This is a genomic window from Culturomica sp. (assembly GCF_003524185.1).
Classification (GTDB): Bacteria; Bacteroidota; Bacteroidia; order Bacteroidales; family Marinifilaceae; genus Culturomica; species Culturomica massiliensis.
In genome coordinates, this window is sequence record NZ_DOED01000007.1 from 46,826 (window position 1) to 62,368 (window position 15,543).

General features: G+C 45.0%; 9 protein-coding genes. 1 reads left to right on the forward strand and 8 read right to left on the reverse strand.

Annotated elements, in window-relative coordinates; all coding sequences use genetic code 11:
- Positions 1 to 3: 3 nt before the first annotated feature.
- The 6 genes from DD657_RS02565 to DD657_RS02590 all read right to left on the reverse strand — a co-directional run bounded on the left by DD657_RS02565 (position 4) and on the right by DD657_RS02590 (position 4,977).
- Complete coding sequence (locus tag DD657_RS02565; RefSeq protein ID WP_068690429.1) at positions 4 to 687, reverse strand: response regulator transcription factor; 684 nt, start codon at positions 685 to 687, stop codon at positions 4 to 6.
- 259 nt (positions 688 to 946) lie between these two features.
- Positions 947 to 1,273, reverse strand: coding sequence for a thioredoxin family protein (locus DD657_RS02570; RefSeq protein ID WP_227461758.1), 327 nt, complete (start codon positions 1,271 to 1,273; stop codon positions 947 to 949).
- Positions 1,274 to 1,278: 5 nt separating this feature from the next.
- Positions 1,279 to 2,193, reverse strand: a complete 915-nt coding sequence (locus DD657_RS02575; protein WP_148453276.1) for a FimB/Mfa2 family fimbrial subunit — start codon at positions 2,191 to 2,193, stop codon at positions 1,279 to 1,281.
- Complete coding sequence (locus DD657_RS02580; protein WP_068690436.1) at positions 2,190 to 3,119, reverse strand: hypothetical protein; 930 nt, start codon at positions 3,117 to 3,119, stop codon at positions 2,190 to 2,192. The genes DD657_RS02575 and DD657_RS02580 overlap by 4 nt, the downstream gene beginning before the upstream one ends.
- Before the next feature lie 23 nt (positions 3,120 to 3,142).
- A complete protein-coding gene (locus DD657_RS02585) occupies positions 3,143 to 3,973 on the reverse strand; it encodes a hypothetical protein (protein ID WP_021987449.1) in 831 nt (276 codons plus the stop codon).
- A 14-nt stretch (positions 3,974 to 3,987) separates the two neighbouring features.
- Positions 3,988 to 4,977, reverse strand: coding sequence for a FimB/Mfa2 family fimbrial subunit (locus tag DD657_RS02590; RefSeq protein WP_068690441.1), 990 nt, complete (start codon positions 4,975 to 4,977; stop codon positions 3,988 to 3,990).
- A gap of 312 nt (positions 4,978 to 5,289) precedes the next feature.
- Here DD657_RS02590 and DD657_RS02595 point away from each other — a divergent pair, with 312 nt between their 5' ends.
- On the forward strand, positions 5,290 to 6,054 hold the full coding sequence (locus tag DD657_RS02595) for a YaaA family protein (protein WP_021987447.1): 765 nt from the start codon (positions 5,290 to 5,292) through the stop codon (positions 6,052 to 6,054).
- Positions 6,055 to 6,340: 286 nt separating this feature from the next.
- Here the strand turns inward: DD657_RS02595 and DD657_RS02600 are convergent, their stop codons facing one another.
- Both DD657_RS02600 and DD657_RS02605 read right to left on the reverse strand, forming a co-directional pair.
- Positions 6,341 to 7,345 (reverse strand): PorP/SprF family type IX secretion system membrane protein, encoded by a 1,005-nt coding sequence (locus DD657_RS02600; protein ID WP_021987446.1) that lies wholly within the window; start codon positions 7,343 to 7,345, stop codon positions 6,341 to 6,343.
- Positions 7,346 to 7,355: 10 nt separating this feature from the next.
- Positions 7,356 to 15,359 carry a T9SS type B sorting domain-containing protein gene (locus tag DD657_RS02605; RefSeq protein ID WP_287048364.1) on the reverse strand — a complete coding sequence of 2,668 codons (8,004 nt, stop codon included), beginning with the start codon at positions 15,357 to 15,359 and terminating at the stop codon, positions 7,356 to 7,358.
- Between the last annotated feature and the right edge of the window lie 184 nt (positions 15,360 to 15,543).

The following is a 15,543-nucleotide window of genomic DNA, read 5'->3' on the forward strand; positions in this document are numbered from 1 at the left end:
AAATCAGTCCCCTTTTGTATTCATTTTATATCCGAAACCGTAAACGGCTTTTATTTCCGGCAAAGCTCCCGCTGTTTTCATCTTCTTTCTCAGGTTCTTTACCTGAGAATAAATAAAATCAAAACTATCCGCTTGATCTATACAATCCCCCCAGACAGCCTCGGCTAAAGCTTCCTTATGAATCAAACGATCCGGGTTCGTCACAAAATAATAAAGCAGATCAAATTCTTTTCTATTCAGCACCAATTCAGCATCATTGACAAAAACAATATGCCGGTCGGGAAAAACATGCAAATTTTCCAATACAATAGACACATCACCGTCATTTTGCTTACGCCGGATAACAGATTTCACCCGGGCATGCAGTTCCGCCAGATGGAAAGGTTTAGCCAGATAATCGTCCGCCCCCAGATCCAATCCGGTCACTTTATCTTCAATCGAATCCTTGGCTGAAATAATGATAACGCTTTCTTTCTTACGCATTTTTTTCAACTCTTCCAACAAAGCCAGACCGTTTCCATCCGGTAGCATAATATCCAACAACACACAGTCGTAATCATAATCATTCAGCTTTTCCATAGCTGTCCGGTAATCTGCCGCCCACTCCGCAATAAACCGTTCCTTCTCCAGGGAACGCACAATTGTTCCCCGCAAACTATCTTCATCTTCAATAACAAGCACTTTCATATCTTTCCTATTTTTGCAAATCTAAGCAAATATTTAGGAAAGATTCTGGAATCTTCCGATTTTAACCCCGCTTAAAAAAGAATCGATTGATTGACGATTCAGGATTGCTCCCGCCGATTCATTTTTAATTTACGATCGGAATAAACTGTGTTTATTCAAGGATGTTTTGCCGGAGTCAGAATACATCTGTTTTAAACCGGACAAAGCAAAACTAACTGTTCGGATTGAGAGACAGAATCGTAAATCGTCAATCAAAAACTCATTCATATTTCCGGACCACTTCTTCCAATTGTTCCGAAGGCATTTCGCCACTTTGCCGCCATACCTGATCCCCGTCATAAAATAACAGGAATGTCGGTACAGATTGTATTCGGTAATATTCCAACAACCTCGCATTCTGCGGGGCATCGATATCATACCTTTCTACGATCAGGTGTTCACTGTTTTCTTTTTCCAAAGCATCCAAAATCGGTCGCATTCGTTGACAATGAGGACACCAATTCGCATAGAATTGAACTAAAACCGGTTTTTTCCCCTTTAGGATTCCATTTAACCTGACCATTTCTACCTCTCTGTTAACAATCATCCTTCTCAAATTTCAACTCTCCCTTCGTCTATTATTTCCCATTTCTCTTTTATTTCTACTGATACCCGGATAGTACTCTCCGTCTCAAAAAGAATACTCATACGTACGATCTGCCCCGGACGAAAAAGCAAACGGTTATCATTAATGACGAATTGACTTACTTTCTCAGCACCTTTCAATTTCACATCAACGACAGCCGGATGATCTTTATAAGTCGGGAAGGTGTTTACGCCGACCCAATAATCACCGGGACCGATATATTTCAAATCGGTTGTTTTATATACGGATGTCGTGTCTGAAAGTTCACTTTCCAACCCGTCTAATTGCATATAATTATTTCTACGAATACGAATTTCCCGGGCAATTTGTTGCACAGAAAACTCCAAGCCGGTAACCCATTCCGGCGGATTAATAACTTTGATTTCCAAACGGGAAACAATCATCTGCAATTGTACAGGCAAATCAACCACGCCCCAAAGATTTCCCCGAAGAATATCTATCAGATAAACCGGAGGCTCCAAATGATCCTCAATCCGGAAAACGGCTTGTAATATCCCGGAATCCATAAACTGCCAGTTCATTAATTTGTGATCCAATAAATTCCCGGCAAATAAAAAATAATAGCTCCCCGGTCTCAAAAATTCCGAAATAACCGGATGTTCACGACAGTAATTATAATCATAAACAAAAGAAGTATCTATATGGTTTTCCCGGAATGCCAATAATTCCAGCCGATCGGTAAAATTATAATAAGGCTTGTAATCCGCAGCCTCATCCCCCTCGAAAGCATAAGCTACGTCCTGCATTTTAAAACGCCCCTCTGCTCCTGCCACCTCCCGGGAACATTCCTTTTCGTCCGTACAAGCTATACCCCCAAAAAGGATACACCCTATGATCCAATATCCGGTAATCTTCATCATTTTTGCGGTATTAAAGGAAAATCCGGCCATACGATATTCTGCCAATCGAAAGCGAAAAAATAAACGCAGGTAAATTCAAAACTCAACAATGCCCCGTAACTACTGTTTACGGTTGCAAACAAATTTACATACCGGTCCGGTAATAATTCTACCGGCACTAACTTTGTTCTTTCCTCCCCGTTCCGGGCATGAAACACCAGTTCAATTTCAGATGTTTCTCCGGCAGATGGAAAAATATATAAATCGAACAGAGCAGTAACCTGCTGGTGAGGTTTTTCATTTTTCACAATAAAAACCTCTGCCGGAGCATCCCCCGGTTCTGAATACTCACCTTCCAGCGTAATGCGACGGTCGATATTTTTCACCGACATACGGATCGTATCGATTTCCAGGGGGACACCGTCAATCTTTATAAACAAACGGCTGACAACATGGTGCAATTCGACCGCTACAGTCTCGATAACCTCTCCGACCGCCGTCTCCGTCTGCCCCAGAAAATAAGGCAGAGACAATCCGGTCTCCGGATAATTCAACCAGACGTCAGAAGGACGTGTGATACCCTCCTGTAATATACCCCCACTCTCAGCCCGTGCATTTCCTACAAAATAAAAACGGTACTTTCCGATCTCTAATTCCGTATCCAATAACTTTGATTCGGTATAAGTCGTTCCCGGAGATTTTCCCTCCTCCAATTCCCGGATTTCCTGCTCATTCAAATCTGCCAATTTATCGTAAAAGACATATTCCCCTTTCATATCCTGTTTGAAAGCAAATATTTGCAGATCTCTGATATAGGTCGCAAAATCATAAATTCCCCGGGTCGACATGCTCAACCTTATCATTTTTCGGTTTGCCGGCAAAGAAGAGGTATCATCGGAACAAGCCGCCAGTAATATTCCTGTCAAAAAAAAGAGTATATACCTCATATTCTTCAGATTTAAATCTTATCTCATTGCAAAAGGAAATCGGAAACAATGCTATTTTTCTTTACCGGCTTCACATCCGTACGCCCTACCGATTGAAAACGACAACTGACCTGAATATCCTCCGAACCCACCAAACGAAAAGAAACCGATTTTCCCTGATACAGTAGATTATCTGCCGCATCAAAACAACTCACATTCAGAAAAGAACTGTCCGTTGACGAGACAGACGGAAACGATTTAAAATGAATCGTCGGACTCGTTCCGGGCTGCAACTCTGTCAATTCTGTAAAAATTGGCGGTATAGCAGGCTTTTTCCGGATAACCAGATTTAAGTACACGCCCTCCGCCGTATTTTCCAAAACCGCCCGGATTCGTTTTACTTCCTGCGGCACCTGCTGTATTGTCAATGCAATCCGACAAGTAAGAATCAGAAAGGCAGAACCGATTCTTTTCTGTTCTCCGGCTTTTACATAACCCGACCCGTAATACAAATCAGGCGGCTGCACCCCTCCGGTATACTCAATCAAAGTACTGTCTTTCGTGCGTTGTCCCCCCATAAACCGGATATGTTCCGGTTCTCCGTTCCCGATTGTCACCAATTGATAATATCCTGCAGGTACACTGAAAATATGCTCGTCCGGATCCGCTTTCGGTCCTTCTATCCCTATCTGACATACCAGGGAATCTCCTTCTGCCAATTGACGAAAAAACAACACTTGCGAACTGTCTATTGTAACATCAGATGTCAACGTCAAACGGGTAAAAGGATCCGGGTCCGGTAAATTGCCGATTTCTCCGGTATTATCCGAACATCCGAAACAAAGGACACCCAAGCCGATTAACAATTTTCTCATTTATAGGGCTATAACTAGATGATTATTCCGGGTTCCTGATCTACATTCCACTCGACATCGGCTGAAATTGAAAGCGTCAAATCTACTTTCCATACCCCTCCCGACTGATTAGCATCGATGGTCGCTGTCAATTTCGTAATCGTATTACTCTTCAACGTATATTCATTCTGCAAGGGAATATCAATTACCTGTCCGTTATCGAGATAAAAAGTCAATGTAAAAGCAGACTGCTGTCCTGCAACCGTAGGCAAAGCAATCACTCCTATCGGCAACTGCGGCTGATCCTCCGTAAACATATACTCGTTCGACGAAACAACTGAAATAATCCGGTTACTCAGAAAATCTCCGGTCATATCGAATGCTCCGTATGTATTTTGAATTCCGACATCGATACGCTTCACCGCAGAAGGTACATTTTCCAGCGTCAGGTAAAACATAGCTACTTTCCGGAAAAGTGTCAATTGCGGCGTTACCGGCATAGCACTTCCCAATACGATCCGTTCCGTCTGTCCGAAAAACAGGCGTGGTGCGGTATTACCCGATACGACCGAAGCAATTACCTGATCCATCGTATTCCCGATAACAGCCCCGGTCAGATTCGCATTCTCTAACTCCATACCCGTCGAATCGAGCATATTTCCAAGCCCTACAATCATGTAATTACCGATAGGCAGATTATCGAAATCGACATCCTTCGGTTCTGTAAATCCGGCATTACTTCCGGTAGTGCTATTGGTTAATGCATCCAATTGCTCTTTATCCAGCGAAGCGGTTTCCGTCAACAAATAAATACCGTTCGTATTCTCCCGGAACAAAAACAAATCCAGAGATTTGACATAATTAATCAATTTTTCCCCCGTTACAGTTCCAACCCGTCCGGTAACCGATAACTCTATTCTCCCGGGACCTTCACCCGGTTTTCCCGATTGGTCGCTATTGTCATCATTACATGCCGCCAGTAAAACGACACCTAAAATAAATATCACTCCATAAAAACGTCTCATAATATTTAATTTTAAATCAATGTATCACAAACTTTTCCCGGTTCCTGCACCCGTGATTTATAATCCATTATAACATTCAGGCACAATATCCCCGTGTGCTATTTATACCCTAATAACGGACAGTTAGTTACACAATACCGGAAAATTATAAAACCAGCCGGATTACAGATTTTAAATAGAACTTCGAAAACAAAGTTGAGAAAGGGAAACGATCGGATTGATTATAAACCGTAAATTGTAAATCAAAAATGCAAAAATTCCGTAAAACCCGAAGAAGTTATATCTTTGTTTCACGATAAACCGATTGGAACCATGCTAATTATTCTTTCACCTGCCAAGTCAATGGATATGAATCCGGTAGCCAATGCCCCTGCCGGAACGAAACCGCAATTTCAGAGCGATGCAGAATTTATCGCATCCAAAATGCAGGAATATTCCCGTGACCAACTACAAATTCTACTTCAGATCAGTAATAAGCTTACAGATATCAATTATGAAAGATACAGGGATTTCGGCTTGAATACGACACCGGCAAAACCGGCTTTACTGGCCTATACGGGAAATGTTTTCCAACACATCAATCCGTCTACATTTACCGATAAAGATTTCCGGTATGCACAAGACCACCTGCGCATCATCTCAACCCTATACGGTCTCGTCAAACCACTCGACTTAATCAAAGCCTATCGCATTGCTTTCAAAATAAAACTGAAAGGAATAGAAGAAAAAGATTTATACGAATACTGGTTGCCCAAACTCACCACCCCCTTAATTGAAGCGACACAAAAAAGCGGGAATATTTTAATTAACCTGGCCAGCCTGGATGTTCTCGGAGCCTTGGATATGAAAATGCTGAACGAGAAAGTCAGGGTCATTACGCCGGAATTTAAAGAATTTCGGAATGGGAAATATGAAACCATCCGTACTTACGCTAAAATGGCCCGGGGTGAAATGACCCGTTACATCCTGTTAAACCGAATCGAAGAACCGGAAAAAATCAAGCAATTCGAATGGGATGCTTTCCGATTTAATGCAAAACTTTCCGATAATACGAATTACATCTTCGTAAAATCTTAATAAAATGCAAATTCGGAAAGACAATAGAATTGTTTTTAATGAGCCCCGCAGATTTCGCCGATTCTACAAATTTATTTCCGATTTCCGATATCGGATATACAATTGGAATTAACCCTTTTCCGGGAAAACGTTCTGTTGAAGCAAAAAAATCTGTTTTAAACAAAATAAAGCAAAATAACCATTGCTACTGCAAAAGAATCAAAAATCAAAATTACACAAATGAGTCCGTCCCAGCGTGTCATTTTATGCGGATCTTTCAAACTTGCAGGCTACATTTTTCTATGCTTTACGAAAATCCGTTCTTTCCATAGAAGGAAGGACAAGGAATAGCCTTGTACTTTTTCTTGGTGCTATTCCAGAAAAGAAACATAAACGACACTTCATGCGCCCCGTTACCTACGGTTTCCAGTTTAGATATCGTCCAATCGAAACTATAAGCGACCCGGAAATATTTCGTATCATAGCCAACCATAAAAAGCATGGCGCTCAACGGACGATCGAAATTCTGACGATACCAGGCCCCCGCTATAAAATCTCCATACGTACAATAAGCCCCGTAGTTCATTTGTTGGTGAACACTTTGTTTCTGATACATCAAAAGAGGATTTATTGTCAACTTCACCGGCCAATGCAAACCGAACATTTTCCCGCTTCTCACCCCGATCTCCATCCCGGCATGTACCGTATATTTCATCGGTAAATGGGCATCACTTCCAAAAGCCAGAGAAGGCTCTCCGATATGCTGTACCGAAGCGCCAAAATGATAAGGTCCGAAAAAACCGAGTACTCCCGCACTGAAATCACAGGTAACTTTTTTATATTTCTGCGGGTCATCGGCAGGATTATGCGGATAAATCGAACCGTAAATCGGATCGATCATATCAGGAAATTCCAATTTCGACATGTCCAGGGAATTCTGTATCATCGAAGCTCCTACCGCAAACCGCAAACCGGCATCTTCCGGACGAATCTTCACCAAATAAGAATACATCCCGCTTACGGTCAATGTTTTCAATGCTCCGGCACCCTGACGGTCCTGTTCTATTCTCACGCCTACCCCACTATTCCATTTGTATAAATGAGTATCAAACGAAAAAGAATAAGTTACATACGGATTTCCCATCTCCGGCCACTGATTCCGGTAATTCATAATAATACGATGGTATTGTTGCGAACCAGCAAAAGCAGGATTCAGATCAAGCTGATTCGCAAAAAACTGCGAATACTGCAAATCCTGGGCACAAAGCCTACCTCCCCCGATAAACAATAATATACACAACAATCTCCACATAATATCCATATTATCTAATCAACATCAACGTACCTTTACCCAACACCTTTCCACCACTGTAAGCAACCCATACATAGGCACCGGGCAAACAATCAACACCTTCGTACACTCCGTTCCATCCCCCTTCAAAACCAATCGTTTTAGTCTTATATACCAATTCTCCCCACCGGTTATAAATATACATCTCGAAAGGCTCCGAGAAATTGACATCCTTCAGATAAAAACGGGAATTTTCCCCACTGCTATTCGGTAAAAAGGCATTCGGAGCATAATAATGTACCGGACGAATTACCTCCACCGTTTTCCGGGTAGTACAACCGACCCGGTCGGTCACCTCTACACTGTACGATCCTTCGTCGCTGATCTCACAGGACTCTCCCAATATGCCGTTGGACCACCGAATCGAATAAGGCCCGTACACTTCATCCGGATTCACTTCGAAAAGATGACGTTGCCCCGCATACAAATAGAGCGTATCCGGCAATTCGAATACCGGTCGCGGATGGACGGCAAAAACAGCCTCCGTTACACAACCGTACGGATTGGTTCCCCGCAATACATATTGTCCGACTTCGGAAATCTGGCGGTACGCCTGGTTATAACCGTCATCCCACACAAAAGGATAACCGCTGCAATCGACAGATATGGTTTCTCCCGCACACACTTCTTTTCCTTCGATAACCAAAGGCCCGATGACAGAAAAACGGATGGTGTCGGAACCTTCACATCCCCATATATCTCTGACAGTAAGCTTATATTCATATTCTCCGGGATCCCGGAAAACAACCTCTCCGGTAGCATTTCCCGTTTGCCGGACACTATTTTCGGGATACCAGAACAAGGTATCGAACGCCGCTGTTACATAGCGTCCTTCGATCCGGTAAGTAAGGTCTTCCCGACAGACATCCACCACTTTATCCTCCGGCAAATACACTTCCGGTAATGCTTTTACAGCAACACTCATCCGGCAAGTATCGGAATTCGAAGGCCCGATAACTTCACACATATATTCGGCATCCTCTGTCAGACCGGACAACTTCCAGATATTGCTTCGGGATACTTCCATAAGCTCGCCGTTTCTATACCACCTATACTCCTCTGCCTCCCCCTGTACCTTCACATCGAAATCCACACCTTCTCCAAAACAAAGAATTATTTTACGTTCCTCCGGAGAAAGAATCTTCATCCTATCCGAAACGACAACCGTGGCCACTGTAGTACATCCCAGCCGGTCGGCTACAACCACTTCATACTCTCCGGCTTCGCTAACCGTATATTCTGTATCCGTACTACCGTCCTGCCAACGGATTTGATAAGGCGCATACTTCGGATCCAGTAACGGTTGCAGCAATAACATCTCTCCTTTCAATATCAGCAACGTATCCGGCAAACTCAATTCCGGTAAAGGATGGACGGAAAAATAAGCATCGGCCTGGCATCCCAGGGTATCCTCCAGATGGACACTCACGCTTCCAGTATCCCTCAATTCCCGATAAGCCGCTCCATATCCGTCGCTCCACACAAAATCGTAATCCAGGCAATCCACATGAATGGCTTCCCCGTAACAGACGTCCCGGCTCGCTACCGTCGGTCCGTCGGATACTGTCACGTTAATCGTATCCTTACTCTCACATCCTAAAGCATCAAGAACAGTCGCTTCGAATAAATATTTCCCGGAATGTGTAAAATGCAAAACAGCCGAAGAATAACTCAAATCCGTCACATTGGTATCGGGCGACCAGCGGATGTCTTCCAACCAACCTGTATGGTATTCCACCGGAATCTCCAATATCTTTTCCGCTGCATCGCATTTACCGATAATCGTATCTGCCGGTAATGCAATCCGGGGTAACGGCACTGAAGTTACGTATTCGTAATCCTCCTCCCGGCAACCGTAACCATCTTCCAGGGAAACCTCGAAATAAAGAATTTCCGGATCCTGATCCGAAGGTACATAAACGGCATGCAAAGGATCGGTAACATCCAAATCTACATCTACATCTCCATCCCACCGGATCGTTCCGGGAGTCGCTTCCGCCACATTCAAAGGAAGCGTATGGCAACGCCCTGTCATATCCGTTCTCTTTTCCAGACGGACAATGGGTTGCGGAGCGATTTTGACGGTTCTGTCCGCATTTGCAACACAACCGGTAGTCGCATCTGTGTAAGTATATACAACCTGATAATCAATCGATTTATCGGTAAGTTGCAACACCGTTTCCGGAAAACCATTCACGATATACTGTCCTCCGGAAGGCCAAGCCTGATTCAAAGCCAGAGAATCAAAACAATATCCCACCATTTCCGGAAGCACCAGATTCACTTCCGGCAATTCCTGATATATTACCTCCTTTTCCAACGAATTCCGGCAACCGGTAAGTAAATCCGTATGTACCAGATTAATTTTTCCGCCTTCTCCTACTCCGTTCCAATTTACCTGTATTACTCTATCGGTTGAGTTTCCGATGATTTCCGCCCCTGCAAAAGTCCAGGCATAAGCCACACCGTTCGCTACGCCACTGCTATATTCCTGAAGATAAGAACCCCGGCAAACCGCTAAATTTCCATTGAACAGCACTTGCGGTAACGAATTCACCGTAAAAGAAATATAACAAGAATCCGCATCGGCAACCCCTGTAACCTCACACAGATACTCTCCTGATACGGTCTGATCTTCCGGACAATAGAAATTATCGTACGAAGCGGCAAGCAACCGCCCGTCCAGATACCAACGATACATCAGGTCTTTTCCAACAGCCTCCACCCTGAAAGTTGCCTGTTCCCCATAACATACCGCAACAGCCTGACGTTTAGGCGAAGTCACGATTGTCTTCTCATAGACCCTCAATACCGAATTCCGGGAAAAATACCCGCATTTATTAGCAACCGTAACCGTATATTTCCCACTATCTTCCACTTTTGCCGGCAAAAACTCCAGTATTGGCCTGTTTTCTCCCCTCAAAGGTACAGCATCTTTTGCCCAGCTATAAGAAAGCGAGCTTCCGGAAGCCGTCACCTCAATGGCATAATCCGTTCCTTCAATGACAATACTATCCACAGCACTGATCGAATGCACATCCGGTACATCCAACACAACCAATGTCAAGGCAAAAGTCGTATCCCCGCAATCCCGCCACACATGACAATAATAAGTACCCGCATCCCCGGGCTGTACATCCCGAAAACGTAACACCTGACCGGCACCTTTAATCGTATCGTTCACCCCGCTATCGTTCCGGTACCATGTGTACACAGCCGGCTCGTCTCCATAACAAGGAGAATCATACGGAACCACCTCCACCAAATAAGCATAACTACTTCCGGCACATATGGTATCCGGCGAAGAATTCGCCAGCCGGTAATCGCCGACATCAAGTGTCGTATATACGGTATCGGTTCCACAGGTACCTCTGACAATACACATAAAATACAATGTATCCACATAATGTAAGGCTTCCTGAACAAATGTGGCCGAATCACAAGCCTGTTTTACGCCATCTCGATACCATTCGTAAGTGAGATGATCTCCCTCCGCCCGAACAGTCAGCGTCTCCGACGTATCTTTACTGGCATGCTTATAGGTCGGAGCACCGACAATCAGAGTTGACGGCAACACGTCCAACTCGTATTCCAGACGGGCAGTCCCGCACGACGATGTAATATCACAAAAATAAGTACCGGCATCCCGGGGGCGCACATTCCGCAATTGCAGGAAAGGATCGAGCGTACCGACATAACCGGCATTTTCTTTACTCCACACATAACGCAGCGATTCACCGTCAGCAACTGCAGTAAACATGACATCCTCTCCCGGACACACGGGAGCTAAAGGTGGAGCAGGAGTCACCACCAACGGCTTATATACATCTACATGTACTGTGTCTTCCCGAACTCCGCATACTCCGGTCGTCCGGCAAATATAATCCCCCGCATCGGCAGCAGCCAAAGCCGTCAGCTCCAATGCCGCATCACTTCCTTTCACACTTCCTTTAAAGCGCCATTCATAAGCCATACCGGGAGCCCCCTTTTTCACTTCCAGACGTATGTTTTCTCCCGGACAAACAGCCGTATCCCGGCTAATTTCTATATTTTCGAGTGATCTTAAAATGGAAACGTCAGTTTTTCCGTTTTTACTCCGGTTACAGATATCTGTAACCACAATTTCATATACTCCCGCTTGCCCCGGAGTGATTCCGGCAATCGTCGCTTTATCCCCATTCACCACAAAAGCCCGGGGACCCATCCACCGGTAAGAAATGCCTTCCCCGCTGACCGAAGCACTCAGATTCACCGTTCCACCTTCGCATACTGCGGTATCAGGCGTAAAAGACAAGGCTCCCATTTCCGGATAAACGTTCAGGCTGACCTCTCCGCTATTCCGGGCACACCGGCTCTCCACTTCATATTTATATACCCCGGAGCTAACGACATCGTTCACATACAAAATCCTTTGATCGCTGACCGTCCCGTCAGGCAATATCCATTTCCAGGTTACATTCTCTTCAAAATTTGTCCGTAATTCAAGAACCTGATCCGTATGAGTACAAACCGTCCGGCTGGCAGGGACATTGACCGCCAGTTCACTTTCAACCCTCAGTGTCCGATAAACGGTAGCCGTACCGCAGATACTCGTTATATGACACCGATAGCGTCCTGCTCCATCCGCCGTAATACCGGAATTAGAATACTCCCGGCTATCTCCGCCGGTCCAATTTTCTGCCGAAGGTCCTGACCAAGCATAAGCAATATTCTCTCCACCCGCCCTGACTGACAAACGCACCGGATCTCCGATACACAGCTCCAACACAGAATCTGCCGGAGCTACCTGTAACTGCGGTTTCACAACCACGGCAACACTCTTTTCGTCATTACCGCACACATTCTCGATTTTACAGGTATAATTACCGCCATCAACCGGCAAAACATCATTCAAAATCAAAGTCTCCCCGTTCCAGGGTATTCTTTTCGAATCCTTCTGCCAGGAATAAGTCAATCCCGAAGCGACATCCGCACCCGTCAGGATACGCACATCTTCTCCTTCACAATACAACGTCTTATCCACACTCAAAGAGGCCAATACGGGTTTTCGGAGTACCGATACGGTTAATTCCAGCCGGGCCGTACCACAGGTTCCCGTTATCTCACAGATGTATGTTCCGGCATCGGCTTCCGAAAAATCCGCAAAAGAAAGCGCTTTTTTATCACTCACCTCCCGTCCGTTAAATTTCCAGGAATACTGTATATCCGAACTCGCCGTACACCCCACCGGTAACAATTCTGCCGAATAAGCATATTTTACTCCCTCGCATAAAACGACGGATTTATTTTCTGTCAAATGAATATAATCGTCTACATTCACCGGTATTGCAATCCAGGATTTTCCACATTTACCGGTAACGGTACACACATAAAGGTAAGTTCCGGCCTCTCCTATATCGGGAATATTCAACACCGGTCCCCGACCGACTTCCACATCCCCTATTGTCCACACATACTCATTAGCTTCTCCTTCTGCATTGACAAACAGGTTCACAGGCGAATGCGGCTGTACATACTGTGCCGGACTCCGGGAAACAATCCGGGTGGCATCCCATACTCCCAGGTTACAAACGATTCTTTTCTCATTTCCGGGACATCCGTTCGTATAGACACACACATAGTCACCGGCTGCCGCACTGGTAACGGAAGTCAGAATCAAATCCTGATCTGCGGTTCCAATCGGCATTCCATCGCGAAACCATTCGTAATATCCTCCCGTTCCTTCCTTTTTTACCTTAAACGCAACTGTTTCCCCGGGACAGACCTCAGCCTTATCTGCCAAAGGGGTGATGTTTCCTTCCGGCCGGATCAGCAAACTAGTCGTATAAGGCTGCGAATGACCGCAGCGATCTGTCACCCAACAGATATATATTCCGGCATCCGTCGCCTGCACATTATTTATAACCATTGGATTGGCCGGCACACGCTGTCCGGCAGGAGTCATCCATACATAGCGGAGACTGTTGCCCCCACCCGATAAGGTAAACGATACCGATTCCCCGGCACACACCTCCCGGTTTCCGGGACCGCGAAGTCCGTCCAAATCATTCATTAAACCGACATTTACAGAATCCTGTAAAGTATGACCGCATTCATCGGTTACCGTCACTTTATATTGGCCGGCATCTGCCGGAGTTACAAGATCGATAAATAAATCTGCTGTCGAAGCTGTCCGGGGGCCCGTCCATAAATACGTCACATACCTTTCGGCATCTGTATTGACCGATGCCGAAAGAGTTACATCCGTTCCGGCACATACCGTCTGATCGCCGGTCACATTCAACGTTGTTAATTCCGGCTTTACCCCGATCTCCACCAACTGCGCTTCGCTATCGTCACAAGTATTACGGGCCCATACCCTGAATTTCATAGCCTTATTTACCGTTACCTGAAACGATTCTCCCGACGTTTTGGTATACGTTATTCCGGTCTCAACGTCTTCCCACAACAACGAAGCGCCCACATTATCTGTCCAGGCATTCAATGTCACACTTGTCCCTGTACAAACCAATGTATCCGATACCAAAACATCCCGCAAATTCGGTTTTTCCGCTACTTCCAACACCCGGAATATCGTTTGAAGGCCACTGCATCCGGCCAGATCCGTCACCCGGCAAGTATATTGTCCGGCGTCCGCCAGATTTGCAGAAGACTTATAATACAAAGCCGAATCAGCCGTATAAGGCCTGAATCCCGAACCGGGACCGCTCCATTTATAACCGATGGCATACCCGGTAAAACAATCCGCATCCAATGTTGCCTTTTCCCCCACACAAACCCGGACCGTATCCCGTAATTTACCATTCAACCGCACTTTTTCCCGGATAGCCAGATCGAATTCCACCGTATCCGGTTTACAAACCCCCTGTACGACATAACGATAATGCCCGGCATCCGTCAATTGCGCACCCGGAATCAAAAGTCGCGGAGTCGTACTCTTTGTTTGATAAACCCCGCTTTCCAACTTACTCCAAAGATAGGTCAACGTACCGCTTCCATATACATCCGGCTGTATATTGACATTCGTTCCTTCACAATACTCCGGCGACCTCAACGGACCGATTTCCACCTGAGGACTGACTTTTACGACAACCGAATCGATTACAACCGACACGGGCGTAAAGGAAATATCATCCACGGCAAAGTCATTACCGTTCCTGTCCGTACATTTATTCCGTAAGGAAATAGTTATTCGCCCCGTATTGAGAGCCTGATAAGTCGTATAATATTGCAGCCACTTCCCCTGATCAAAATAACTGATCTGATTGTTCTTACCATAGCAAGGCACTTCCTGATTTCCGATTCTGAAATACAACAAGGGACTGGCATTTCCCGTTCCCCGGTTCACCCAATTCACCCATGTGGAAAAAGCATAAATTTCCCCGGCAACCACTTGTATATCCTGCGTCCATACGATGCGGTTGCGCGACGGATCTCCATTACCGATCAGCATCTCACCCCTCCCCGTCGTATGATCTCCGAGACTGATAAAATAAGGATGATAAGTCTGCGGGTTTCTACCGACCACATAGGTTCCTTCGTCCCATAATTCCGAACCGGCATTCCAAGGTGTAGTATTGACAAAGCGATATTCCGTCGTAAAACCGGTTCTCCCGGCTTCAAAATCTCCGTTGGTCACCAATTCCGGACTCCGGCTCAAATACCGGAACGATAAAACGTACTTCTTCGTTTTTTTCGGACTGACAACCAAATCCCGCATCCTCGACACCACTGCTCCCGTCTCCACATCAATCCATTCATAAGACAGGATATCCTTATCCGCATATTTCGGATCACAAGACAAACGCACACTTTCACCGACACAGATCGTATCCGCCACACGCATTCCCAGATAAAATGTATCCAGCTCAACCCGGTCTCCTATACTCTGAGAAAAAGAAGGATAAGCAAATAATAAAGCAAAAAGGCCGATGAAAAAAATATATATATGATTTGATTTATTCCTGACACTCATAACGACAAAGAAATTTGCGCGCAAATTAATTCACAAATTTAATTAATTATAGAACAATCTAGCATTTTTTTACAACAATTACACCCAAAACAGGGCTCAAAATATATTTTTTATCTTTGTTTGGAATTTCAGATAAAGATTTGAAAATTTGAAGATTCAAAAGCGGAAACTCTGAGAACAAAGA

Excerpts from the sequence above, each read along its gene's own strand:
- DD657_RS02565 (WP_068690429.1), bottom strand. The coding sequence starts at position 687 with ATGAAAGTGCTTGTTATTGAAGATGAAGATAGTTTGCGGGGAACAATT.
- DD657_RS02570 (WP_227461758.1), bottom strand. The coding sequence starts at position 1,273 with ATGATTGTTAACAGAGAGGTAGAAATGGTCAGGTTAAATGGAATCCTA.
- DD657_RS02575 (WP_148453276.1), bottom strand. The coding sequence starts at position 2,193 with ATGATGAAGATTACCGGATATTGGATCATAGGGTGTATCCTTTTTGGG.
- DD657_RS02595 (WP_021987447.1), top strand. The coding sequence starts at position 5,290 with ATGCTAATTATTCTTTCACCTGCCAAGTCAATGGATATGAATCCGGTA.
- DD657_RS02600 (WP_021987446.1), bottom strand. The coding sequence starts at position 7,345 with ATGTGGAGATTGTTGTGTATATTATTGTTTATCGGGGGAGGTAGGCTT.
- DD657_RS02590 (WP_068690441.1), bottom strand. The coding sequence starts at position 4,977 with ATGAGACGTTTTTATGGAGTGATATTTATTTTAGGTGTCGTTTTACTG.
- DD657_RS02585 (WP_021987449.1), bottom strand. The coding sequence starts at position 3,973 with ATGAGAAAATTGTTAATCGGCTTGGGTGTCCTTTGTTTCGGATGTTCG.
- DD657_RS02580 (WP_068690436.1), bottom strand. The coding sequence starts at position 3,119 with ATGAGGTATATACTCTTTTTTTTGACAGGAATATTACTGGCGGCTTGT.
- DD657_RS02605 (WP_287048364.1), bottom strand. The coding sequence starts at position 15,359 with ATGAGTGTCAGGAATAAATCAAATCATATATATATTTTTTTCATCGGC.